The sequence below is a fragment of the Paraburkholderia sp. HD33-4 genome, assembly GCF_021390635.1.
Classification (GTDB): Bacteria; Pseudomonadota; Gammaproteobacteria; order Burkholderiales; family Burkholderiaceae; genus Paraburkholderia.
Genome location: NZ_JAJEJS010000001.1, coordinates 1,473,820 through 1,496,859 on the forward strand (window position 1 = coordinate 1,473,820; position 23,040 = coordinate 1,496,859).

Consider the following 23,040-nt stretch of genomic DNA (forward strand, 5'->3'; position numbering starts at 1 on the left):
ATGCAGCTATACACACTGGGGAAGCACGTTGTTCAAACCTCATCGCTTTGGTCCAAAGACGGTTATAGCCGCGGCGTTCGCCGCGCATGGGCTGGTTGCTCACGCAACGACGCCCTTCGTGGTGCAAGACATTCGCATTGAGGGACTGCAACGCGTCGAGCCGGGTACCGTGTTCGCGTACCTGCCCATCAAGCAAGGCGATACCTTCTCCGACGACAAGGCGTCCGAAGCGATTCGCGCGCTGTACGCGACGGGCTTCTTCAATGACGTCAAGATCGCGACCGAAGGCAACGTGGTGGTCGTGCAGGTGCAGGAGCGTCCGGCCATCGGCACGATCGACTTCGCCGGCATCCACGAGTTCGACAAGGACAATCTGACCAAGGCGCTGCGCGCGGTCGGGCTGTCGCAAGGCCGTTACTACGACAAGGCGCTGGTCGACAAGGCCGAGCAGGAACTGAAGCGTCAGTATCTTACGCGCGGCTACTACGCAGCCGAAGTCACCACCACGATCACGCCGATCGACCGCAACCGCGTCGGCATCCTGTTCTCGGTGGCCGAAGGTCCGAGCGCGAAGATCCGCCAGATCAACTTCATCGGCAACAACACGTTCAGCACCGGCACGCTGCGTGACGAAATGCAGCTGTCCACGCCGAACTGGTTCTCGTGGTACACGAAGAACGACCTGTACGCGAAAGACAAGCTCACCGGCGACCTCGAGAACGTCCGCTCGTACTACCTGAACCGCGGCTACCTCGAGTTCAGCATCGAATCGACCCAGGTGTCGATTTCGCCGGACAAGAAGGACATGTACCTGACGGTCACGCTGCATGAAGGCCAGCCGTACACGATTTCGAATATCCGCCTCGCCGGCAATCTGCTCGACCGCGAAGCGGAGCTCAAGAAGCTGATCAAGATCAAGCCGGGCGACCGCTTCTCGGCCGAAAAGCTCCAGGCCACCACGAAGGCGATCGTCGACAAGCTTGGCGAGTACGGTTACGCATTCGCGACCGTCAACGCGCAGCCGCAGATCGACCAGAACAACCACACGGTCGATCTGACATTGCAGGTCGACCCGAGCCGCCGCGTGTACGTGCGCCGCATCAACGTGGTCGGCAACACACGCACACGCGACGAAGTGGTGCGCCGTGAAATGCGCCAGCTCGAAAGCTCGTGGTTCGATTCGAACCGCCTCGCGCTGTCGAAAGACCGTATCAACCGTCTCGGCTACTTCACCGACGTCGACGTGACCACCATTCCCGTGGAAGGTACGCCCGACCAGGTCGACATCGACGTGAAGGTCGCCGAAAAGCCGACCGGCGCGATCACGCTCGGCGCGGGCTTTTCGTCGACGGACAAGGTGGTGCTGTCGGCGGGTATCTCGCAGGACAACGTGTTCGGCTCCGGCACGAGCCTGTCGGTCAACGTGAATACCGCGAAGACGTACCGTACGCTGACGGTCACCCAGGTCGACCCGTACTTCACGGTGGACGGCATCAAGCGGATCACCGACGTCTACTACCGCACGTACCAGCCGCTGTACTACTCGACGGATTCGAGCTTCAAGATCGTCACGATGGGCGGCGATCTGAAGTTCGGCATCCCGTTCTCCGAAGTCGATACCGTGTACTTCGGCGTCGGCTTCGAGCAGAACCAGCTCGACATCGACGCGAACACGCCGCAAAGCTATATCGACTACGTGAACGAGTTTGGCCGGGTGTCGAACAACGTCCCGCTGACGGTCGGCTGGTCGCGCGACGCGCGTGACAGCGCACTGGTGCCGAGCCGCGGCTACTTCGCGCAGGCGAACGCCGAGTACGGCACGCCGATCGGCGGCACGCAGTACTACAAGGCCGACATCAACGCGCAGTACTATTACTCGTTCGCGCGCGGCTTCGTGCTGGGCTTCAACTTCCAGGGCGGCTACGGTAACGGCCTCGGCGGCAAGCCTTACCCGATCTTCAAGAACTACTTCGCCGGCGGTATCGGTTCGGTCCGCGGCTACGAGCCGAGCTCGCTCGGTCCGCGCGACGCGAAGACCGGCGACCCGATCGGCGGCTCGAAGCTGCTCGTCGGCAATATCGAGCTCACGTTCCCGCTGCCGGGCACGGGCTACGACCGCACGCTGCGTGTGTTTACCTTCCTCGACGCGGGTAACGTGTGGGGCACGGAAGGTAACAGCATCGGCGCGAACGGCCTGCGTTACGGCTACGGTGTCGGTCTCGCGTGGATCTCGCCGATCGGCCCGCTCAAGTTGAGCCTTGGCTTCCCGCTCACCAAGCACACGGGCGACCAGTACCAGAAGTTCCAGTTCCAGATCGGGACGGCGTTCTGATCGGGCCGGCCGGCTGTGGCGGCGGGCGTTCCCGGCGATCGGTGTTCCCGGCGGCCGGTTGCGGCGGGCGCGGCCAAACTACAGTATCGAGAGGATGACTTTGCTAACCGGTATGTTTTCGAAACGTGTAGCGTGCGCATTGGCACTGGCAATGACCCTCGGGGTCGGCATGGCGCACGCGCAGGAGGCGAGGATAGCCGCGGTGAATTCCGACCGCATCCTGCGCGAATCGGCGGCGGCGAAAGCCGCGCAGCTGAAGCTCGAGGCCGAATTCGCGAAGCGCGACAAGGATCTTGCCGACATGGCGCAAAAGCTCAAGTCGATGTCCGATGCGCTCGACAAGAATGGCGCGACAATGTCGGCGACCGATCGCGCGCAGAAGCAGCGCGACCTGTCCCAGCTCGACTCGGATTTCCAGCGCAAGCAGCGTGAGTTCCGCGAAGACCTGAACCAGCGCCGTAACGAGGAGCTCGCGGCGGTGCTCGATCGCGCGAACAAGGTCATCAAGCAGATCGCGGAAACGCAGCACTACGATCTGATCGTGCAGGAAGCGGTGTACGTGAGCCCGCGCATCGATATCACCGACCAGGTGCTGAAGGCGCTGGCCGCGTCGGGCAACTAAGGGCGACTGGGGGCGACGCACGGTCGCCCCGCGCGCGTCGGCGCGCGCCCTCGCAATGATTGAACAGTTGGAGACAGGATAGGCATGGCATTTACGCTCGAGGACATCGTCCAGCGGTTCGGCGGTGAGGTGGTCGGTAACGGGTCGCAGCGCGTGAGCAGCCTCGCGCCGCTCGACCAGGCAGGCCCGGACCAGTTGGCGTTCCTCGCCAATCCGAAGTATCTGTCGCAGGTCGACACGACCCGCGCCGGCGCGGTGCTGATCAATGCCGGCGACCTCGCGAAGCTCGCCTCGCGCGAAGGTCGAAACTTCATCGTCACGCCGAATCCCTACGCTTACTTTGCGCGCATCGCGCAAACCTTCATCGACCTCGCCGCGCCGAAGGCGGTTCCCGGCGTGCATCCGAGCGCAACCATCGATCCTTCCGCGCAGGTCGCCGCGAGCGCGGTGATCGGTCCGCGTGTCACCGTGGAAGCGGGCGCGGTGATCGGCGAGCATGCGCAGCTCGACGCCAACGTCGTGATCGGCCGCGGTACGCATGTCGGCGCGAACACGCATCTGTATCCGAACGTGACCGTGTACCACGGCTGCAAGCTCGGCGAGCGCGTGATCGTGCACGCCGGCGCGGTGATCGGCTCGGACGGTTTCGGCTTCGCACCCGACTTCGTCGGCGAGGGCGACGCGCGCACCGGCAGCTGGGTGAAGATTCCGCAGGTCGGCGGCGTGTCGATCGCCAACGACGTCGAAATCGGCGCTAACACCACGATCGACCGCGGCGCGATGGCCGACACGATCATCGAGGAGTGCGTGAAGATCGACAACCTCGTGCAGATCGGCCATAACTGCAAGGTCGGCGCGTACACGGTGATCGCGGGCTGCGCGGGTATCGCGGGCAGCACGACGATCGGCCGTCATTGCATGATCGGCGGCGCAGTTGGCATTGCCGGGCACGTGACGCTCGCCGATCACGTGATCGTCACCGCGAAGTCGGGCGTGTCGAAGTCGCTGCTGAAGCCCGGCATGTACACGAGTGCGTTCCCGGCCGTGAACCACGCGGACTGGAACAAAAGCGCCGCGCTGCTGCGCAACATCGACAAGCTGCGCGATCGCATCAAGGCGCTGGAGAATGCCACCGTCGACAAGGCCGGCAATGCCACCGACGGCGCCGCAGGTCAACCCGCAGGCAACAAGATCTGACAGTTATCACGGCGGCCCACCGGCACCGCGTAAAATAGCGGTCGAGCATCAGGAAGCAAAGCCGGTGGCCGTGACCGGGTGGCACGGCCACTGGTCGTGCGAGGCGTCGGTCGCGCGCGTTATCAACCCACCTGCACCAGCATCCGCAGTCATCATCGCGCAGTCAATGCGTGAGCAGAAACACCATGAGCACCGAAAAAATCAATCTCGACATTCATAAGATTCTCACGCTGCTGCCGCATCGTTATCCGATCCTGCTGGTCGACCGGGTGCTCGAACTCGAACCGCACAAGAGCATCAAAGCGTTGAAGAACGTGTCGATCAATGAGCCGTATTTCCAGGGACATTTCCCGACGCGGCCGGTGATGCCAGGCGTGCTGATCCTCGAAGCGCTCGCGCAGACCGCGGCGCTGCTGACGTTCTCGGAAGAGCCGAGCGATCCGTCGAACACGCTGTACCTGTTCGTCGGCATCGACAACGCGCGTTTCAAGCGCGTGGTGGAGCCGGGCGACCAGCTGATCCTGAACTGCACGTTCGAGCGTCACATGCGCGGCATCTGGAAGTTCAAGGCGCGCGCCGAAGTGGATGGCGTCGTCGCGGCCGAAGCCGATCTGATGTGCGCGGTGCGCCACACGGACAAAGACGCGTAAAGCCGGCGTCCGGGCAGGTCGCGGCGCGTCACGGCACGCGCGCGGCGGCCCCGGCGTCAAGGCCATCCAGACAACGCAACAGAATCAGAAGCGAGGACGCATGAGCAGGATCCATCCCACCGCGATCATCGAAGCGGGCGCGCAGCTCGACGAATCCGTCGAAGTCGGCCCCTATGCGGTGATCGGCGCACACGTGACGATCGGTGCGCGCAGCACGGTCGGCTCGCACAGCGTGATCGAAGGCTATACCACGATCGGCGAAGACAACCGCATCGGCCATTACGCATCGGTCGGCGGCCGTCCGCAAGACATGAAGTACCGGGACGAGCCGACGAAGCTCGTGATCGGCAACCGCAACACGATCCGCGAGTTCACGACGATCCACACCGGCACGGTGCAGGACGCGGGCGTCACCACGCTCGGCGACGACAACTGGATCATGGCCTACGTGCACATCGGTCACGATTGCCACGTCGGCAGCAACGTGATCCTGTCGAGCAACGCGCAGATGGCCGGTCACGTGACGATCGGCGACCACGCGATCATCGGCGGCATGTCGGGCGTGCATCAGTTCGTGCGCATCGGCGCGCATGCGATGCTCGGTGGCGCGTCGGCGCTCGTGCAGGACGTGCCGCCCTACGTGATCGCCGCGGGCAACAAGGCCGAGCCGCATGGCATCAACGTCGAAGGGCTGCGCCGCCGCGGCTTCTCGGCCGATGCGATCTCGGTGCTGCGCACCGCGTATCGCGTGCTGTACAAGAACGGCCTGTCGCTCGAAGAAGCGAAGGTGCAATTGAAGGAACTCGGTTCGGCCGGCGGCGACGGCGACGCGCCCGTGCAGACGCTGCTCGCGTTCGTCGAAGCGTCGCAGCGCGGCATCATCCGCTAACCGATGACGTTGCAACCCAGTCCGCTGCGCGTCGCGATGGTGGCCGGCGAGCCGTCCGGCGACCTGCTCGCCGCGTCGCTGCTCGACGGTCTCGCCGGCCGGCTGCCGGCCGCCACGCAGTACTACGGCATCGGCGGTCCGCGCATGATCGCCGCGGGCTTCGACGCCCACTGGCCGATGGAAAAGCTGACGGTGCGCGGCTATGTCGAAGCACTGCGGCACATCCCCGAAATTCTCGGTATCCGCAACGAGCTGAAGCGTCAGCTGCTCGCCGAGCCGCCGTCGGTGTTCGTCGGCGTCGACGCACCCGATTTCAATTTCGGGCTCGAGCACGCGCTGCGCGACGCCGGCATTCCGACCGTGCACTTCGTGTGCCCGTCCATCTGGGCGTGGCGCGGCGGCCGCATCAAGAAGATCGCGAAGGCGGTCGACCACATGTTGTGCGTGTTCCCGTTCGAAACCGCGCTGCTCGAAAAGGCAGGGGTCGCGGCGTCGTACGTCGGGCATCCGCTGGCCGACCAGATCCCGCTCGAACCCGACACCCTCGGCGCGCGCCGCGCGCTCGGTCTCGCGGAAACCGGGCCGGTGATCGCGGTGCTGCCGGGCAGCCGGCGCTCCGAGATCGACCTGATCGGCCCGACCTTCTTCGCGGCGATGGAGATGATGCAGCATCAGGAGCCCAGTGTGCGCTTCGTGATGCCGGCGGCGACGCCCGCGTTGCGCGCGCTGCTGCAGCCGCTCGTCGACTCGCATCCGGGCCTCGCGCTGACCATCACCGAAGGCCAGTCGCAACTCGCGATGACCGCCGCCGACGCGATTCTCGTGAAGAGCGGTACCGTCACGCTCGAAGCCGCGCTGCTGAAAAAGCCGATGGTGATTTCGTACAAGGTGCCCTGGCTGACCGGCCAGATCATGCGCCGCCAGGGCTATCTGCCGTACGTCGGCCTGCCGAACATCCTGGCCGGGCGCTTCGTGGTGCCCGAGATCCTGCAGCACTTCGCGACGCCGCAGGCGCTCGCCGAGGCGACGCTGAAACAGTTGCGCGACGAGGCGAACCGGCGCACGCTGAAGGAAATCTTCACGGAGATGCATCACGTGCTGAAGCAGAACACCGCACAGCGCGCGGCCGAAGTCGTGGCGGGCGTCGTCGAGCAGCGGGCGGGGCGGCCATGACCGGTGCGCGCGCGCCTCGCCGCAAGACCGCGGCCGCGGTTCGGGTGGTGGCGCAAGCCGGCCTGAACTTCGAGAGCGCCGAAGACATCGTCTGCGGTGTCGACGAAGCAGGACGCGGACCGCTGGCCGGTCCGGTCGTCGCGGCGGCGGTGATCTTCGATCCGGCCAAACCGATGATCCGCGGCCTCGACGATTCGAAGGTGCTCACCGCACTCAAGCGTGAAGCGCTGTACGACAAGATCGTCGAGCGCGCACTCGCATACTGCATTGCGTCGGCGACAGTCGAGGAAATCGATTCGCTGAACATCCTGCACGCCACCATGCTCGCGATGAAGCGCGCGGTCGAGGGCCTGTCGGTCGTGCCGACTCTCGTGAAAGTCGACGGCAACCGCTGCCCGACGCTCAGCATCCGTAGCGAGGCGGTGATCGGCGGCGACGCGCTCGTGAAGAGCATTTCGGCGGCGTCGATTCTCGCGAAGGTTACGCGCGACCGTATGCTGGTCGAGCTGCACCAGGCCTATCCGATGTACGGCTTCGACGCGCACGCGGGTTACGGCACGCCGCAGCATCTGGCAGCGCTGCGCGAGCATGGGCCGTGCGAGCATCATCGGCGCTCGTTCGCGCCGGTGCGCGAAGCGCATCTGCGGTTCGGCACAGGTGTGCCGGTGCCGGCGGCGGACGCCGTCATCGTGGCCGACGCGCTGCTGCTCGACGGCGATGCGTTCGGCGAAACCGGCCTCGCGTGACCGAGCCCATCAGCGCGGCTCGAGCGCGGAGCGCGCTCGAGTACCGTTGATTCGCCACTGATTCCCTTTCCATTTCTCACCGCCTTCGCTGCCTGTGAAAGCCATTACCTCGCGGGACAATCCGCTCTACAAGCGCCTGAAGGCACTGGCCGGCTCGACGCATCAACAGCGCCGCAGCGGCCATGCGCTGCTCGAGGGCTTCCATCTCGCGAGCGCTTATCTCGACGTGGCCGGTCAGCCGGAGCTATGCGTGGTCACCGACGGCGCGCTGCGTCACGACGAAGCGCAGGCGATCGTGTCGCGCATCGACGAGCATCGGCTCGTGACGCTGCCCGATGCGCTGTTCGGGCAGTTGTCGAATGTCGTGCATGGGGTCGGGATTCTGCTGCTCGTCGAGAAGCTCGATGCGCCGTTGCCCGAGCGCGTCGAGCAAAACTGTCTCGTGCTCGACGGCGTGCAGGACGCGGGCAACGTCGGCTCGATTCTGCGCAGCGCGGCGGCCGCGGGTATCGAGCATGTGTTCTGTGCGCCGGGCACCGCGTACGCGTGGTCGTCGAAGGTGCTGCGCTCGGGGATGGGCGCGCACTTCCTGTTGCAGATTCATGAAGACGTCGAAGCGAGCGCGCTGATCGAGCGCCTCGCGATGCCGATCGTGATCACCGACTCGCACGGCGCCGAAGCGATCTACGATTGCGACCTGAGCAGGCCGCTCGCGTGGGTGTTCGGCAACGAAGGTGCGGGCGTGTCGCAAGTGTGGCGCGATGCCGTGTCGTTGCGCGTGACGATTCCGCAGCCCGGCGGCATGGAGTCGCTGAACGTGGCGGCTGCCGCGGCGGTCTGCGTGTTCGAGCAGTGCCGGCAGCAGCGCGGGCGCAAGAAGTAGACTTGGGTGGCGTTGCGCGGGCTCTGCTCGGGCAGCGCAACGCCTGCCCGGCGGTCCCTCAATACGACGGCCGATCCAGCTTGATCTCCTGCAGGATCGTCGTCGCGATCTCCTCGATCGACTTGTGCGTCGACGACAGCCACTTGATCCCCTCGCGCCGCATCATCGCTTCCGCTTCGTTGATCTCATAGCGGCAGTTTTCCAGCGCCGCGTATTTGCTGCCTGGCCGCCGCTCGTTGCGGATCTCCGACAGCCGCTGCGGATCGATCGACAACCCGAACATCTTCTGCCGATGCTCGAGCAGCGGCGTCGGCAGCTTGCCGCGTTCGAAATCTTCGGGGATCAGCGGATAGTTCGCCGCTTTCACGCCGTACTGCATCGCCAGATAGAGGCTCGTCGGGGTCTTGCCGCTGCGCGACACGCCGACGAGGATCACGTCGGCGTCCGCGAGATTGCGGTTCGATTGACCGTCGTCGTGCGCGAGCGAGAAATTGATCGCCTCGATCCGGTTCTTGTACTCCTCGGTGTCCGCGTTCTGGTGGCCACGGCCCATCGCGTGGCTCGATTTCAGCTCCAGTTCCTGTTCGAGCGGCTCGACGAAGGTCTGGAACATGTCGAGCACGAGCGCGTTCGAATCCTTCACGATCTGGTTCGACGAGCTATCGACGAGCGTGGTGAATACGATCGGACGACGGCCGTCCTGCACGACCGCTTCGTTGATCTTTTCGAGCGTCGCGTAGGCCTTCTCGGTCGAGTCGACGAATGGCACGCGAACCAGACGGAATTTCTGGTCGAACTGGGAGAGGATCGAATGCGCGAAGGTTTCGGCAGTAATCCCGGTACCGTCTGAGACGATGAATACGGTGGGCGGCATTAGTGGGGCTGTGAACGTGAAAGGCAAATGAGCCGGAAAAACGCGAGTGCTAAAACGCGCTCGAATCAAACCGCGCGGCGGCGGACGAGCTCCGGCGGTTGTCCGGAGACGGCGGCGTCGATGCGGCGTGCCGTTGGCGCGACCCTTGCGCCCGGGCGGCCTCGCAACAGCCCGCTGGCTGGATCGGGCCGCGGATTCGAGGCGCAATTCTCGACCGACTGCCACATTTGGAGAGTCGGCACGGTAGAATAGCGGCAACCTGTTGGATAAGCAATTGCGGGCGATTGGCCGCTTATTTACCGCGAAAGGTCGGCCAACGTCCCGTCATCTGACGTCAATGTGCGTCGAACGCAAGAGATCGAGCGGTAACTGCGGTCATCGGCGTTCTTCGCCGCCGTTTCGGTCACGCGTACGGCCGGCGCACCCATGCAACGCATGTCTGCGTTGACGGCGATTGCTTATCTAACAGGTTTTGCAAGACACGGGGTCGAGCTTCCAATGGGCTGCCCGTGTTCAAGCCCACTTGCACAGCCGTGAATTTCTTTCACACTTAGGGGCTTGTATGACTAACGCAGTTACCGTCGCAAAGGACAAGGCGTATGTAGTTCCGTTCGAGCAGTTGCGGATGACCGACGTGGAAATCGTCGGCGGCAAGAACGCGTCGCTGGGCGAGATGATCAGCCAGCTCGCGCAAGCCGGCGTGCGCGTGCCGACCGGCTTCGCGACCACCGCGCTCGCGTTCCGTGACTTCCTGCAGCACAACAATCTGACCGAACGCATCGCCAAACGTCTCGAGACGCTCGACGTCGACGACGTGAAGGCGCTCGCCGAAGCGGGCAAGGAGATCCGTCAATGGATCGTCGACGCGCCGCTGCAGCCGCAGCTCGAGGCTGACATTCGCGCGGGGTTCGACACGCTGCAAAAGAGCTCGCCCGAAGAGCTGTCGTTTGCCGTGCGTTCGTCCGCGACCGCCGAAGACTTGCCCGATGCATCGTTCGCCGGTCAGCAGGAAAGCTACCTGAACGTGGTCGGCATCGACGACGTGCTCGATCGCATGAAGCACGTGTTCGCGTCGCTGTACAACGACCGCGCCATCTCCTATCGCGTCCACAAGGGCTTCACGCATGCTGAAGTCGCGTTGTCGGCGGGCGTGCAGCGCATGGTGCGCTCGGACGTCGGCGCCGCGGGCGTGATGTTCACGCTGGACACCGAATCGGGCTTCAAGGACGCCGTCTTCATCACGTCGAGCTATGGCCTCGGCGAGACCGTCGTGCAGGGCGCGGTGAATCCGGACGAGTTCTACGTCTTCAAGACCACGCTCGCGCAGGGCAAGTACCCGATCATCCGCCGCTCGATCGGCTCGAAGCTGATCAAGATGGAATTCACGAAGCCGGGCGAGCCGGGCCGCGTGAAGACCGTCGACGTCGCGCACGAGCAGCGCAACCGTTTCTCGATCACCGACGAAGACGTGATCGAACTTGCGAAGTACGCGGTCATCATCGAGAAGCACTACCAGCGTCCGATGGACATCGAGTGGGGCAAGGATGGTCGCGACGGCAAGATCTTCATCCTGCAGGCGCGTCCGGAAACGGTGAAGAGCCAGGGCGGCGGCAAGGCCGAACAGCGCTTCAAGCTGAAGGGCCAGTCGAACGTGATCGTCACCGGCCGCGCGATCGGCCAGAAGATCGGCGCGGGTCCGGTGCGCGTGATTCACGATCCGTCGGAAATGGACCGCGTGCAGCCGGGCGACGTGCTCGTCGCAGACATGACCGACCCGAACTGGGAGCCGGTCATGAAGCGTGCGTCGGCGATCGTCACGAACCGCGGCGGGCGCACCTGCCACGCGGCGATCATCGCGCGTGAGCTGGGCGTGCCGGCCGTGGTCGGCTGCGGCGACGCGACCGACGTGCTGAAGGACGGCGCGCTCGTCACCGTGTCGTGCGCGGAAGGCGACGAAGGCAAGATCTACGACGGCCTGCTCGAAACCGAAGTGACCGAAGTGCAGCGCGGCGAACTGCCGGCCATTCCGGTGAAGATCATGATGAACGTCGGTAACCCGCAGCTCGCGTTCGACTTCTCGCAACTGCCGAACGCAGGTGTGGGTCTCGCGCGCCTCGAGTTCATCATCAACAACAACATCGGCGTGCACCCGAAGGCGATTCTCGAGTACCCGAACGTCGATCAGGACCTGAAGAAGGCGGTCGAAAGCGTCGCGCGCGGTCACGCGTCGCCGCGCGCGTTCTACGTCGACAAGCTGACCGAAGGCATCGCGACGATCGCGGCGGCGTTCTATCCGAAGCCCGTCATCGTGCGTATGTCGGACTTCAAGTCGAACGAGTACAAGAAGCTGATCGGCGGTTCGCGCTACGAGCCGGACGAAGAAAACCCGATGCTCGGCTTCCGCGGCGCCTCGCGCTATATCGCGGAAGACTTCGCCGAGGCATTCCAGATGGAATGCGTCGCGCTGAAGAAGGTGCGTGAAGAGATGGGCCTCGACAACGTCGAGATCATGGTGCCGTTCGTGCGTACGCTGAAGCAGGCGGAGCGCGTGGTCGGGCTGCTCGCGAAGTTCGGCCTGAAGCGTGGCGAGAAGGGCCTGCGTCTGATCATGATGTGCGAAGTGCCGTCGAACGCGATCCTCGCTGAAGAGTTCCTGCAGTTCTTCGATGGTTTCTCGATCGGCTCGAACGACCTGACGCAGCTCACGCTCGGCCTCGACCGCGACTCTGGCATGGAATTGCTCGCTGTCGATTTCGACGAGCGCGATCCGGCGGTCAAGTTCATGTTGAAGCGCGCGATCGAAACCTGTCTGCGTCTGGACAAGTACGTCGGTATCTGCGGCCAGGGGCCGTCGGATCATCCGGACTTCGCGCAATGGCTGACGGACGAAGGCATCAAGTCGATCTCGCTGAACCCCGACACGATCATCGATACGTGGCAGCAGCTGGCAAAGTCGAGGCAGTAACTCGCGAGGTGCCGCCTGCCGCTGCGCAGGCGGCATTCACCACGCGTTAAAAGCACGTGCGCTTCGTGCTATAAACACCCCGGTAGATCCGGGGTGTTTTGCTTTGTGGAGGTCGACGTGGCGCCTGGTGGACTGTTCTGGTGGATCGGGGCGGGTGTGCTTGTCGTGCTGGAGCTGATGAGCGGCACCTTCTATCTGTTGATGGTCGCGTTCGGCTTCGTCGCGGCCGCGCTTGCGCGCATTGCCGGCGCCGGGACCGACTTGCAGTTCGTGGTGGCGGCGCTGGTCGCGCTCGCGGCGGTCGTGTTACTCAGACGCTCGCGCTTTGGGCGCCGCAAGCGCGAGCAGGCGTCGCGCAATCCGGACGTCAATCTGGATATCGGGCAGACGCTGAGCGTGGCGAGCTGGCAGGGGCGCAAAGCACGCGCGAACTATCGTGGCGCGGCGTGGGACGTCGAGTTGGCCGCGGGCGAACCCGAAGACGCGCAGGTCTACGAGATCAGGGAGTTGCGCGGCAGTTGTCTCGTCGTCGTCGCGAGCCGGCAGCCGAAGGCCCGCGCGAGCGCGAGCTGACGACCCGAGCGTGAGCGTTGGGTGCGGTGTTCGCCACACGCGCCCATCGATATCCCTTCCCTAAGCGAAGCACCAGAGCCTAAGCTGAACACGCAGGCCCGACCAACCTGCGCACAACAATTCGAATCAGAATCGGAGGGTAGCGATATGGATTCAACCATCGTCGGGGCAGTGCTGCTGATCGTCGTGATCGTGCTCGCGGCGCAGACCATCAAGATCGTGCCGCAGCAGCATGCGTGGGTGCTCGAGCGCCTCGGCCGTTATCACGCGACGCTGACGCCGGGCCTGAGCTTCGCGTTTCCGTTCGTCGACCGGGTCGCCTACAAGCATGTGCTGAAGGAGATTCCTCTCGAAGTGCCGAGCCAGGTCTGTATCACGCGCGACAACACGCAGCTGCAGGTCGACGGTGTGCTGTATTTCCAGGTCACCGATCCGATGAAGGCATCGTACGGATCGAGCAACTTCGTGTTCGCGATCACGCAGCTGTCGCAGACCACGTTGCGCTCGGTCATCGGCAAGCTGGAGCTCGACCGGACCTTCGAGGAGCGCGATTTCATCAATCACAGCATCGTCTCCGCGCTCGACGAAGCGGCCGCGAACTGGGGCGTAAAGGTGCTGCGCTACGAGATCAAGGACCTCACGCCGCCGAAGGAAATCCTTCACGCGATGCAGGCGCAGATCACCGCCGAGCGCGAGAAGCGCGCGTTGATTGCGGCATCGGAAGGGCGTAAGCAGGAGCAGATCAATATCGCATCGGGCGGACGCGAGGCGGCGATCCAGAAGTCCGAGGGCGAGCGTCAGGCGGCGATCAACCAGGCGCAGGGGCAAGCCGCGGCGATTCTGGCGGTGGCCGAGGCGAACGCGCAGGCGATCCAGAAGATCGCCGCGGCGATCCAGCTGAACGGCGGCATGGACGCGGTGAATCTGAAGGTGGCCGAACAGTACGTGAACGCGTTCTCGAACCTCGCGAAGCAGGGCACGACACTGATCGTTCCGGGCGACATGTCGAACATGAGTTCGATGATCGCCTCGGCGCTGACGATCGTGAACAGGAGCAGGACGGGAGCGGAGCCGCCGCGAGCCGACGCGCGCTGAAGAACTGAACAACGAGCGCGCAATGAACGCGCCAGAAACGAGTGACGCAAAAGCAAATGGCCCGCACATCGATGTGCGGGCCATTTTTGCATGAGCGGGAAACGAATCGCGCTCAGAAATCCCGCTTACGTCGGCGAGCGCATCAGGCGCGCCTTTTCGCGCTCCCAATCGCGCTTCTTCTCGGTCTCGCGCTTGTCGTGCATCTTCTTGCCCTTCGCGAGGCCGATCTCGCATTTGACGCGACCGTTCTTGTAGTGAAAATTCAGCGGCACGAGCGTGTAGCCGCGCTGCTCGACCTTGCCGATCAGCTTGCTGATCTCCTCGCTGTGCAGCAGCAGCTTGCGCGTGCGCACCGGATCGGGATGGATGTGCGTCGACGCTTCGGGCAGCGGGCTGATGTGCGTGCCGATCAGGAACAGCTCGCCGTTGCGGATCACCACGTAGCCTTCCTTGATCTGGCCGCGGCCCGCGCGTAACGCCTTGACCTCCCATCCTTCGAGCACGAGGCCTGCCTCATAGCGTTCCTCGACCGAGTAGTCGTAGAAAGCTTTTCTGTTGTCGATGATGCTCATGAATGGAAAGTGCCCAACTCGTTTAAAATCACGATTTTAGCAAAGCGGGGCAAGGAAAGCCCGCGGCGCTCGTCCACCCTTGCCACGCGCTGTTCAATTTATGGCAGATGTCCAGAAAACCGTGTTGATTCGCCATTCGGCGGAGCAGATGTTCGACCTCGTCACCGACGTCGACGATTACCCCAACTTCCTGCCATGGTGCGGGGGCATCGAAATTCGCCACCGGGACGACACCAGCATGGAGGCGAGGATCGATATCAACTTCAAGGGCATCAAACAGCATTTCGCGACGCGCAACTCGATGGAGCGCCCGACGCGCATCGACATGGAATTCGCCGACGGCCCGTTTCGCAAGTTCACCGGGTTCTGGGTCTTCACACCGCTGCGCGCGGACGCGTGCAAGATCGAATTCGCGCTGCACTACGAGTTCACCAGCATCCTGCTCGAGAAGATCATCGGGCCGGTGTTCAATCACATCGCCAATACTTTCGTCGAATCTTTCGTGAAGCGCGCCAATCAGCGCTATGGTCAGTCATGAGCACGCGGCTATCAGTTGAGGTCTGCTATGCGCTCGCCGGCGAGCAGGCGTTGATTGCGCTCGAGTTGCCCGCGGGGGCGACGCTGCAACAGGCAATCGACGCAAGCGGGATTCTGCAGCGTTTTCCATCGATCGATCTGAGCACGCAGAAGGTGGGCGTGTTCGGCAAGCTCAAGCCGCTCGATACGGTGCTCGCCGATCATGATCGCGTCGAGATTTACCGGCCTTTATTGGTGGATCCGAAGGTGTCGCGCCAACGCCGCGTCGAAAAGACGCGCAAGGCGGGGTCGATCGAGGGGCGGCGCTGGTTGAACAAGGATTCGCGCTAGGCGGCGAAGCTTGCGGTGGCGGCTTGCGCTCCGCCCGCCGCCAGTCTTGCATCATCACCGCACATCACATCATGGCGCCGACGTCTGCGCCTTGTCTTCCATGCCCTCGATGCGTGCGGCACCCGACGATTCGTCGTCCGAATGCCGGCGCACCGACCACCAGACCCCCGCGACCAGCAGCAGGATCGCCGCGAGTTCGAGCGGGCGCGGCAGGCGCTCGTCGTAAATGAACGCATAAAGCAGCGCGAACAGCGTCTCGAACACGATCATCTGGCCGGACAGCGTTAGCGGCAGCCGTTTTGCAGCGGCATTCCACAAGCCGTTGCCGAGCCACGACGCGCCGATCGCGAGCGCCAGATTGAGTAGCCAGAACGTGTGCCACCGTGCATCGGCCAGTTCGCCCTGCGGACCGCCCGCGGGCAGCACCGCGACCAGGAGCCACAACGCGCCCCCGAGCGCGCCCGTCACGACGCCCCACAGCACCGACCACTCGTTGCCGCTGAAATGCGTCTGACGCTGCAGGTAGCGGGCGTTTTCGACCGCGAACCAGGTCCAGCAAAGCAGCGCGCCCACCGCGCAGGCCACGCCGAGCAGGCGCGTCGCGATGCTCGCCGGCGCCGCGCCGGCCACCGTAAATACGTCGATATTGATGCAGACGATGCCCGCCATCACGGTCGCGAGCGGCCATGCGAGGCGCGCGAGCGGCACGGCGCCGTGATCGCGCCGGCCAACCAGCGTGACCGTGACCGGCAGCACGCCGACGATCAGCGAGGCTGGCGCGATCCCGATCAGGTGCACGGCGGCCGTCAGCAGCAGGTAATACACGATGTTGCCGGCCAGCGCGAGCTTGACGAGGGCGATCAGATCCTCGCGGCTCAGGCGTTTGGCGAGCGAACGCGCGATCGGCAGCGCCGCGGCGAGCGACACGACGCCGTACATCGAGTAGCGGCCCGCGACGAGCAGGAGCGGGGAGAAATCGGGCAGCACCCGCGGCACCAGAAACACCATGCCCCACAAGGCTCCGGCCATGACCCCATATACGACACCGCGCTGCATCGACTGCCCCTGCTGGATAAACTGGAATGGCCGGCAGAATAGCGGTTTTGCGGTCGGGGCGTCTTGTTCGATCCTGCAATCGGGTGGGTTCCGGCGTCGCTCGACCCAGGGGTTCGTCGTGGATGGCCGCCGGCCGGTTCCCGTGTTTGCCTGCGAACGCGCAAACGAAACCCGATCGAACCCGACGCGAAAAGCCAAGCGAAATCGGCCCGTGCCGGACCGGTAAAAAATCGTCTGAAATTCGCTAAGCTGCTGTTCGCGCAGTGAAAACCGGGGTGGTATCGCGTATAATTCGCTTTTGCGCCTATAGGATTTGCCATGCGTCTGATCCAAACAGCACTCACGTTCGATGACGTGCTCCTCGTCCCGGCCTTCTCCGATGTTCTGCCGCGCGACACCAGCCTCAAGACCCGGCTGACCCGCAACATCTCCCTCAACATGCCGCTCGTGTCCGCCGCGATGGACACGGTCACTGAAGCACGTCTGGCAATCGCCATGGCGCAAATGGGCGGCGTCGGCATCATCCACAAGAACTTCACGCCGGCCGAGCAGGCGGGTGAAGTTGCGAAGGTCAAGCGTTTCGAGTCGGGTGTCGTGCTCGATCCGATCACCGTGCCGCCGCAGATGAAAGTGCGAGACGTGATCGCACTGTCGCGCCAGCATGGCATTTCCGGCTTTCCGGTCGTCGAGGGCTCGCAGCTCGTCGGCATCGTGACCAACCGCGACCTGCGCTTCGAAGAGCGTCTGGAAGAGCCGGTCCGCAACATCATGACGCCGCGCGAGCGACTCGTCACCGTCAAGGAAGGCACGCCGCTCGCCGCAGCGAAGGCGCTGATGCACAGCCACCGTCTCGAGCGCGTGCTGGTCATCAACGACTCCTTCGAGCTGCGCGGCCTGATGACGGTCAAAGACATCACCAAGCAGACCGAGCACCCGGACGCGTGCAAGGACGAGCACGGCAAGCTGCGCGCGGGCGCGGCGGTCGGCGTCGGCGCGGATAACGAAGAGCGCGTCGAGCTGCTCGTGCAGGCGGGCGTCGACGTGATCGTCGTCGATACCGCGCATGGCCACAGCAAGGGCGTGCTCGAGCGCGTCAAGTGGGTCAAGCAGAACTTCCCGCACGTCGAGGTGATCGGCGGCAACATCGCAACCGCCGCGGCTGCCAAGGCGCTCGTCGAATACGGCGCGGACGGCGTCAAGGTCGGTATCGGCCCGGGCTCGATCTGCACGACGCGGATCGTCGCCGGTGTCGGCGTGCCGCAGGTCACCGCGATCTCCAACGTGTCCGAAGCGCTGCGGGGCACCGGCGTGCCGGTCATCGCCGACGGCGGTGTGCGCTTCTCGGGCGACGTCAGCAAGGCGCTCGCTGCGGGCGCGAGCGCGGTCATGATGGGCAGCATGTTCGCCGGCACCGAAGAATCGCCGGGCGAAGTGTTCCTGTACCAGGGCCGCCAGTACAAGTCGTACCGCGGCATGGGATCGGTCGGCGCGATGAAGGACGGCGCGGCGGACCGCTACTTCCAGGACAACTCGGCAAACATCGACAAGCTCGTGCCGGAAGGCATCGAAGGTCGCGTCGCGTACAAGGGTTCGGTCAACGCGATCGTGTTCCAGCTGACCGGCGGCGTGCGCGCGAGCATGGGCTACTGCGGCTGCCGCACCATTGCCGAGATGAACGAGAAGGCCGAGTTCGTGCAGATCACCGGCGCGGGCCTGCGCGAGTCGCATGTGCATGACGTGCAAATCACCAAGGAAGCGCCCAACTACCACGTGGACTAAACGCCCATGAAGCCACTGCTGCGCGTTGTACTGATCCTCGATGCGTTGTTGCTGCTGGCGTTTGGCCTGCTGTTCGTGCTGACGCCGTGGACCTCGCTGTACGACGCGTTGCAACTGGTGCCCACGGAGCCGAAGCTGGTCGGCCAGGCGTTCGGTGTCGCGCTGATCGGGCTCGCGTGGCTCGCGGTGCATGCGTCGTTCGACGGGGCGCTGACCTCGAAGGTCGCGAAGGTCGTCGGTCATGTGCACTGGCTGATCGGCGTGCTGATGCTGGTCTGGCTGCTGGGGCTGCATACGCCTTCGCTGACCGGTTTCGGGCAGATGGTGGCGGTGCTGGCTGGTGTGGTGTTGGTGGTGATCGGGCTCGGCGGCGTGCGCCTGTCGGGGGCGGTACGGCGGCGCGAGAAGGGGAGCGTGGTCAAGCCCTCGTCGAGCAAGGCCGACAGCCGGGCTGACAAGCGTGCCGCGAAAGAAACCGAAAAGGATGCCGCACGGCAGCGTGAACTCGATCGCGACAGCGCGCGCGAGCCACGTGTCACTGCGGGCTTTCCGGTCTATCACGCCGAGCCGGTGCCAGAGCCCGTCGTGCCGGTCACACGGCCGGTCAATCCGGCTGCCGCGGCTGCTGTTGCGCCTGCCGCGCCGCTTCATCCGGCCGCAAGCGAGCCCGGTCTCAGCGAGTCCGAACGCGCCGCGCGCGACACCAGCAACGACGTGCCCGGCGCACCGCGCCCGCCGTTTCATGGTTGACGCGCCGCGCGCCAGACCGATTGCCGAGGTTTCGTTCGCGCGCAGCGCGGGCGGCAAGCTTCACAGTTGGTCGCGCCCTTGTGCTTCATCGTAATGTCGGCTGTTCGCGCCGCGCCGAGACCGGTGCCGCGTGGACCGCTTTGAATTCGACGCCGCGCCTCGTGCGCGACATTCCGTATCCGCTCACTTCTGATTCCGTCCGCTGCCATGCATGACAAGATCCTGATTCTCGACTTTGGTTCACAAGTCACCCAACTGATTGCACGTCGCGTTCGCGAAGCCAACGTGTATTCAGAAATTCATCCGTACGACGTCGACGCGTCGTTCATCCGCGACTTCGCGCCGAAGGGCGTGATTCTGTCGGGCGGCCCGAGCTCGGTCACCGAGGAAGACACGCCGCGCGTGCCGCAAGCCGTGTTCGAACTCGGCGTGCCGGTGCTCGGCATCTGCTACGGCATGCAGGCGATGGCGCAGCAACTCGGCGGCAAGGTCGACATCGGTCATCTGCGCGAGTTCGGCTACGCCGAAGTGCGCGCGCGCAACCATACGAGCCTGCTCGAAGGCATCAGCGACTTCACCACGTCCGAAGGCCACGGCATGCTGAAGGTGTGGATGAGCCACGGCGACAAGGTGCTGGAAATGCCGCCGGGTTTCGCGCTGATGGCATCGACGGAATCGTGCCCGATCGCCGCGATGGCCGACGAACAGCGCCGCTTCTACGGCCTGCAATGGCATCCGGAAGTCACCCACACCGTGCAGGGCCGCGCGATGCTCGAGCGCTTCGTGCTGCAGATCTGCGGCGCGAAGGCCGATTGGGAAATGGGCCACTACATCGACGAAGCCGTCGCGAAGATTCGCGAGCAGGTCGGTAACGAGCATGTCATTCTGGGCTTGTCGGGCGGCGTGGATTCGTCGGTGGCGGCGGCGCTGCTGCATCGCGCGATCGGCGATCAGCTGACCTGCGTGTTCGTCGATCATGGTCTGCTGCGTCTGAACGAAGCCGAGCAGGTGATGGCGCTGTTCGCCGATCACCTCGGCGTCAAGGTGATTCACGTCGACGCGAGCGAAGCATTCCTCGGCAAGCTCGCCGGGGTGACCGATCCCGAAGCGAAGCGCAAGATCATCGGCGCGGAGTTCGTCGAAGTGTTCCAGGCCGAAGCCGGCAAGTTGACGGATGCGAAGTGGCTGGCGCAAGGCACGATCTATCCGGACGTGATCGAATCGGCGGGCAAGGGCAAGAAGGGCGCGCAAACCATCAAGAGCCACCACAACGTCGGTGGTCTGCCTGAGACGCTGAACCTGAAGCTGCTCGAACCGCTGCGCGAACTGTTCAAGGACGAAGTGCGCGAGCTGGGCGTGAAGCTCGGTCTGCCGCACTCGATGGTGTATCGCCATCCGTTCCCGGGTCCCGGTCTGGGCGTGCGGATTCTCGGCGAAGTGAAGCGCGATTTCGCTGACCTGCTGCGCCGCGCGGACGCGATTTTCATCGAGACGCTGCGCAATACGATCGACAAGGAAACCGGCAAGTCGTGGTACGACCTGACGAGCCAGGCGTTCGCGGTGTTCCTGCCGGTGAAGAGCGTCGGCGTGATGGGCGATGGCCGTACTTACGAGTACGTCGTTGCGTTGCGCGCGGTGCAGACGCTCGACTTCATGACCGCGCATTGGGCGCATCTGCCGCACGAGCTGCTCGGTCATGTGTCGAACCGGATCATCAACGAAGTGCGCGGGATTAACCGGGTCGTCTATGACATCTCGGGGAAGCCGCCTGCGACGATCGAGTGGGAGTGACGGGGACTATCGGAGACTATCGGCTGCTATCGGGGGCGATCGGGAAAATCAGCGAATGCCGCGCCCAGCGCGGCGTTTGCTGGTTTTTGGGATTCGCCATCTATCGGCCGCAGCCGCGAATTTTTGACGGTAGATTTGACGGTATTTCGAAAAGCACATCTTTCGAGAAATTCGTATACCGTCAGCTGTGCGAGCATCCCGAGACGGTATTTTTTCGCTGAAATCCTTGCCCGGCCGGGCGCTGCACGGTTCTGTTGACGGTATGGAGTTTGACGGTATACGCAAAGGCAAAAGTAGCGCTTGCGCCCGTGCTGACCGATACGAAGCTCAGGAGACTTAAGTCCAGGACAGGCTGTATAAGGTCATTGACCGGGGACAGCCTGTACGCTGCAGTCAATCCCGGCGGAGTCGTCACGTTCAGGATTGACTACCATGGCCCGACAGACACAGCAGATTGCCGGCAGTCCGGAAGGGCACGTGATGTTCGGAGAGCGGAATCGCGCTCTGCAAAGTCAGGCCGTGCGCGGCAAGACGGGCTTCAGGGTGCATGGAGTGCTCGCACGAAAACAGAGGGATCAACATTGCCACCGGAGAGAAGAAGCGCAACTGTCTTCCCTTCGAAGTCGACCTTGCACCGAAGCACCGCAGCCAGGGGGCGGCGCCGGCAGGTTCCCGGACAAGCTTCAGGTAGCGATAGGCCATCGCCGTCGTCATTCGATTCGAAGACCTGTAATAGCGAGACGTTCTCGATCGTGGACATCAATGTCGAGCCTTACGCGCACTCGATCAAGAAATGGAGGATTGCCAGGTAAATTCGTTGATAGGGTCATGGTTTTCATATCAGCGACGATAGGGTCGTCCAAACAGTTGGCGTTCACGTGTCGCGCGTGAAAGGTCTGCTGTGGGCTATAAGCAGAACAAAACTTATCTCAATAGCTTGATTACGTTTCACATTTCCCGGGAAAACTTGACACATGCCTTTTCATGTAACTTGCAGGAGCGACCGTGCCTGTTTGAGAAGCGCATGCGACGCGGCAAACTCGTTACGTCCAGCCATAGTTAAAGCGGCGTCACTGGTGCGCGCGAAGAGCTCGTCGTCGGACGTCTCGACCGCATTCAAACCGAGGCCGCGCTGGTCGAATTGGCGAAAGAACGCGAGCATTTCGAACGCATAAATCCGCCCGTCTTGAGGACCAGCCTTGGCTAGAATTTCGGCGGCGGCTGCCAGTTGTCGGGAGGCTGCGAGGAATCTAGTGCGCTCCACGACGGTCTCCTTATAAGTCGCGCTCGCCAATTCTTCTGAGAGTCTAGGCTCAGGTATTCAACTGCGCTAGCGAATCAGTGCGGTTGCGCCACTGGACCTACGTTGGTGAGTCCACAACGCTCAGGATAGGGCTGTCCTCGAGCGTCCGGGCGTTGTATCCGGAGAACCGCTGGTCGTTGCCATGGATGTGCGACGAATTGCGACGGAAAATAAGTGGACCGGGGCGAAGGACGGCAGATGGTTGCTGACACCGAGCAGCGCTGACATCATGACCTTCCTGCGAAAAAATGCGCACCGTCAGCATGTCAAATGTATCTGTGCTTGTTTCAAACCGTAACCGTCAGCATTCGAATGCGAGACACCATGACGGGCGGGCCAACCTCTGCAAACAGTCGTCGGACAGCCCTGTGAACGCCGCGGTCTCAGTCGTCGAACTCACCCGCCTCGAGTGCTTCAGCGAAATCCGTGAGCCAGGTAGCGAAGTGATCGGTGTCGTAGGTTGCCGTCTTCCCGTTGGTGATCCGTGTTACGGAGATCCGCCGGCTCACCGCCTTCCTGGCGCTCGCCGGATGGCTGTCATTGTCAGTGATCCTGAAGTCACGTAGATCGAGTCCCCGGCTGACCAGCACGGCTTTGACGTCTTCCTGTTCGTCCCATGAAAACTCGGTAAAGTCATGGACTGCCATACAACCTCCCGGCGCAACGAGCGGAAACCATCCTAGCATGGTGGGCGTTATGCATGACAGCGACAGGGGGAGCGAGCGCATCGATCTTCAGCTTCTTGCGAATGACCGGGTACTGGCGCACGGCGCCGTACAGCGCTTCGTGAGTGGCGTCAGTCATGGTGACGCTTCGGCGGGAGCGTCAGAAACCTGTAGCGCCATGGTTGCGATGGACGTCCTTAAGCAGGCCGCTCGGGTCATTGTGGCCTGCGACGCAACGGGAAACCGGTGGCGTCGGCT

The 23,040-nt window shown here is 63.6% G+C and carries 22 protein-coding genes; 16 read left to right on the plus strand and 6 right to left on the minus strand.

All coding sequences use genetic code 11. The features are described from left to right. Positions 1-28 precede the first annotated feature (28 nt). The 8 genes from bamA (at position 29) to L0U84_RS06545 (ending at position 8,492) form a co-directional block, all read left to right on the plus strand. Positions 29-2,332, plus strand: coding sequence for an outer membrane protein assembly factor BamA (bamA, locus tag L0U84_RS06510; protein WP_233848633.1), 2,304 nt, complete (start codon positions 29-31; stop codon positions 2,330-2,332). Positions 2,333-2,432: 100 nt separating this feature from the next. Continuing rightward, a complete protein-coding gene (locus L0U84_RS06515) occupies positions 2,433-2,954 on the plus strand; it encodes an OmpH family outer membrane protein (RefSeq protein ID WP_026225318.1) in 522 nt (173 codons plus the stop codon). Between the two features lie 84 nt (positions 2,955-3,038). Next, positions 3,039-4,151, plus strand: coding sequence for a UDP-3-O-(3-hydroxymyristoyl)glucosamine N-acyltransferase (lpxD, locus tag L0U84_RS06520; RefSeq protein ID WP_233848634.1), 1,113 nt, complete (start codon positions 3,039-3,041; stop codon positions 4,149-4,151). 185 nt (positions 4,152-4,336) lie between these two features. Beyond that, on the plus strand, positions 4,337-4,801 hold the full coding sequence (gene fabZ / locus L0U84_RS06525; protein WP_006048683.1) for a 3-hydroxyacyl-ACP dehydratase FabZ: 465 nt from the start codon (positions 4,337-4,339) through the stop codon (positions 4,799-4,801). A 100-nt stretch (positions 4,802-4,901) separates the two neighbouring features. Beyond that, positions 4,902-5,690: an acyl-ACP--UDP-N-acetylglucosamine O-acyltransferase gene (gene lpxA / locus L0U84_RS06530; RefSeq protein ID WP_129961131.1), complete on the plus strand. Its 789-nt coding sequence runs from the start codon at positions 4,902-4,904 to the stop codon at positions 5,688-5,690. Between the two features lie 3 nt (positions 5,691-5,693). Then, positions 5,694-6,863, plus strand: a complete 1,170-nt coding sequence (gene lpxB, locus L0U84_RS06535) for a lipid-A-disaccharide synthase (protein WP_233848641.1) — start codon at positions 5,694-5,696, stop codon at positions 6,861-6,863. After that, positions 6,860-7,609 (plus strand): ribonuclease HII, encoded by a 750-nt coding sequence (rnhB, locus tag L0U84_RS06540; protein ID WP_233848642.1) that lies wholly within the window; start codon positions 6,860-6,862, stop codon positions 7,607-7,609. The genes lpxB and rnhB overlap by 4 nt, the downstream gene beginning before the upstream one ends. 94 nt (positions 7,610-7,703) lie before the next feature. Beyond that, a complete protein-coding gene (locus L0U84_RS06545; protein WP_233848643.1) occupies positions 7,704-8,492 on the plus strand; it encodes a TrmH family RNA methyltransferase in 789 nt (262 codons plus the stop codon). A gap of 58 nt (positions 8,493-8,550) precedes the next feature. Here L0U84_RS06545 and ppsR read toward each other — a convergent pair whose 3' ends face one another. Then, positions 8,551-9,366, minus strand: coding sequence for a posphoenolpyruvate synthetase regulatory kinase/phosphorylase PpsR (gene ppsR / locus L0U84_RS06550; protein WP_013089690.1), 816 nt, complete (start codon positions 9,364-9,366; stop codon positions 8,551-8,553). 562 nt (positions 9,367-9,928) lie between these two features. On the opposite strand from ppsR, the gene ppsA reads away from it, so the two are divergent. The 3 genes from ppsA to L0U84_RS06565 all read left to right on the plus strand — a co-directional run bounded on the left by ppsA (position 9,929) and on the right by L0U84_RS06565 (position 13,999). After that, positions 9,929-12,331, plus strand: coding sequence for a phosphoenolpyruvate synthase (ppsA, locus tag L0U84_RS06555; protein WP_233848644.1), 2,403 nt, complete (start codon positions 9,929-9,931; stop codon positions 12,329-12,331). A 117-nt stretch (positions 12,332-12,448) separates the two neighbouring features. Then, positions 12,449-12,904 (plus strand): NfeD family protein, encoded by a 456-nt coding sequence (locus L0U84_RS06560; protein ID WP_233848645.1) that lies wholly within the window; start codon positions 12,449-12,451, stop codon positions 12,902-12,904. A gap of 147 nt (positions 12,905-13,051) precedes the next feature. Then, positions 13,052-13,999 (plus strand): SPFH domain-containing protein, encoded by a 948-nt coding sequence (locus tag L0U84_RS06565; RefSeq protein WP_233848646.1) that lies wholly within the window; start codon positions 13,052-13,054, stop codon positions 13,997-13,999. A 125-nt stretch (positions 14,000-14,124) separates the two neighbouring features. On the opposite strand, the gene smpB is transcribed toward L0U84_RS06565, so the two are convergent. Next, on the minus strand, positions 14,125-14,571 hold the full coding sequence (smpB, locus tag L0U84_RS06570) for an SsrA-binding protein SmpB (RefSeq protein WP_013089686.1): 447 nt from the start codon (positions 14,569-14,571) through the stop codon (positions 14,125-14,127). Positions 14,572-14,671: 100 nt separating this feature from the next. Between smpB and L0U84_RS06575 the strand changes: the two genes are divergently transcribed. Both L0U84_RS06575 and L0U84_RS06580 read left to right on the plus strand, forming a co-directional pair. Continuing rightward, entirely contained in the window at positions 14,672-15,109 is a 438-nt protein-coding gene (locus L0U84_RS06575; protein ID WP_233848647.1) for a type II toxin-antitoxin system RatA family toxin, read from the plus strand. Next, positions 15,106-15,438 (plus strand): RnfH family protein, encoded by a 333-nt coding sequence (locus L0U84_RS06580; protein WP_233848648.1) that lies wholly within the window; start codon positions 15,106-15,108, stop codon positions 15,436-15,438. The genes L0U84_RS06575 and L0U84_RS06580 overlap by 4 nt, the downstream gene beginning before the upstream one ends. A gap of 69 nt (positions 15,439-15,507) precedes the next feature. Here the strand turns inward: L0U84_RS06580 and L0U84_RS06585 are convergent, their stop codons facing one another. Further along, positions 15,508-16,494: a DMT family transporter gene (locus L0U84_RS06585; RefSeq protein ID WP_233848650.1), complete on the minus strand. Its 987-nt coding sequence runs from the start codon at positions 16,492-16,494 to the stop codon at positions 15,508-15,510. Between the two features lie 318 nt (positions 16,495-16,812). On the opposite strand from L0U84_RS06585, the gene guaB reads away from it, so the two are divergent. The 3 genes from guaB to guaA all read left to right on the plus strand — a co-directional run bounded on the left by guaB (position 16,813) and on the right by guaA (position 20,814). Next, complete coding sequence (guaB, locus tag L0U84_RS06590; protein ID WP_233848652.1) at positions 16,813-18,273, plus strand: IMP dehydrogenase; 1,461 nt, start codon at positions 16,813-16,815, stop codon at positions 18,271-18,273. A 6-nt stretch (positions 18,274-18,279) separates the two neighbouring features. After that, a complete protein-coding gene (locus L0U84_RS06595; protein ID WP_233848655.1) occupies positions 18,280-19,023 on the plus strand; it encodes a hypothetical protein in 744 nt (247 codons plus the stop codon). A gap of 207 nt (positions 19,024-19,230) precedes the next feature. Then, positions 19,231-20,814: a glutamine-hydrolyzing GMP synthase gene (gene guaA, locus L0U84_RS06600; protein WP_233848657.1), complete on the plus strand. Its 1,584-nt coding sequence runs from the start codon at positions 19,231-19,233 to the stop codon at positions 20,812-20,814. Positions 20,815-21,231: 417 nt separating this feature from the next. Here the strand turns inward: guaA and L0U84_RS06605 are convergent, their stop codons facing one another. The 3 genes from L0U84_RS06605 to L0U84_RS06615 all read right to left on the minus strand — a co-directional run bounded on the left by L0U84_RS06605 (position 21,232) and on the right by L0U84_RS06615 (position 22,764). Beyond that, positions 21,232-21,516, minus strand: coding sequence for a hypothetical protein (locus L0U84_RS06605; RefSeq protein WP_233848659.1), 285 nt, complete (start codon positions 21,514-21,516; stop codon positions 21,232-21,234). A gap of 280 nt (positions 21,517-21,796) precedes the next feature. After that, positions 21,797-22,078 (minus strand): hypothetical protein, encoded by a 282-nt coding sequence (locus L0U84_RS06610; protein WP_233848660.1) that lies wholly within the window; start codon positions 22,076-22,078, stop codon positions 21,797-21,799. Between the two features lie 422 nt (positions 22,079-22,500). Then, entirely contained in the window at positions 22,501-22,764 is a 264-nt protein-coding gene (locus tag L0U84_RS06615; protein ID WP_233848661.1) for a hypothetical protein, read from the minus strand. Positions 22,765-23,040 lie beyond the last annotated feature (276 nt).

Excerpts from the sequence above, each read along its gene's own strand:
- guaA (WP_233848657.1), top strand. The coding sequence starts at position 19,231 with ATGCATGACAAGATCCTGATTCTCGACTTTGGTTCACAAGTCACCCAA.
- lpxA (WP_129961131.1), top strand. The coding sequence starts at position 4,902 with ATGAGCAGGATCCATCCCACCGCGATCATCGAAGCGGGCGCGCAGCTC.
- L0U84_RS06575 (WP_233848647.1), top strand. The coding sequence starts at position 14,672 with ATGGCAGATGTCCAGAAAACCGTGTTGATTCGCCATTCGGCGGAGCAG.
- rnhB (WP_233848642.1), top strand. The coding sequence starts at position 6,860 with ATGACCGGTGCGCGCGCGCCTCGCCGCAAGACCGCGGCCGCGGTTCGG.
- L0U84_RS06605 (WP_233848659.1), bottom strand. The coding sequence starts at position 21,516 with ATGGCCTATCGCTACCTGAAGCTTGTCCGGGAACCTGCCGGCGCCGCC.
- smpB (WP_013089686.1), bottom strand. The coding sequence starts at position 14,571 with ATGAGCATCATCGACAACAGAAAAGCTTTCTACGACTACTCGGTCGAG.
- ppsR (WP_013089690.1), bottom strand. The coding sequence starts at position 9,366 with ATGCCGCCCACCGTATTCATCGTCTCAGACGGTACCGGGATTACTGCC.
- lpxB (WP_233848641.1), top strand. The coding sequence starts at position 5,694 with ATGACGTTGCAACCCAGTCCGCTGCGCGTCGCGATGGTGGCCGGCGAG.
- ppsA (WP_233848644.1), top strand. The coding sequence starts at position 9,929 with ATGACTAACGCAGTTACCGTCGCAAAGGACAAGGCGTATGTAGTTCCG.
- fabZ (WP_006048683.1), top strand. The coding sequence starts at position 4,337 with ATGAGCACCGAAAAAATCAATCTCGACATTCATAAGATTCTCACGCTG.
- L0U84_RS06565 (WP_233848646.1), top strand. The coding sequence starts at position 13,052 with ATGGATTCAACCATCGTCGGGGCAGTGCTGCTGATCGTCGTGATCGTG.
- L0U84_RS06585 (WP_233848650.1), bottom strand. The coding sequence starts at position 16,494 with ATGCAGCGCGGTGTCGTATATGGGGTCATGGCCGGAGCCTTGTGGGGC.
- guaB (WP_233848652.1), top strand. The coding sequence starts at position 16,813 with ATGCGTCTGATCCAAACAGCACTCACGTTCGATGACGTGCTCCTCGTC.
- L0U84_RS06615 (WP_233848661.1), bottom strand. The coding sequence starts at position 22,764 with ATGGCAGTCCATGACTTTACCGAGTTTTCATGGGACGAACAGGAAGAC.
- L0U84_RS06580 (WP_233848648.1), top strand. The coding sequence starts at position 15,106 with ATGAGCACGCGGCTATCAGTTGAGGTCTGCTATGCGCTCGCCGGCGAG.
- L0U84_RS06595 (WP_233848655.1), top strand. The coding sequence starts at position 18,280 with ATGAAGCCACTGCTGCGCGTTGTACTGATCCTCGATGCGTTGTTGCTG.
- lpxD (WP_233848634.1), top strand. The coding sequence starts at position 3,039 with ATGGCATTTACGCTCGAGGACATCGTCCAGCGGTTCGGCGGTGAGGTG.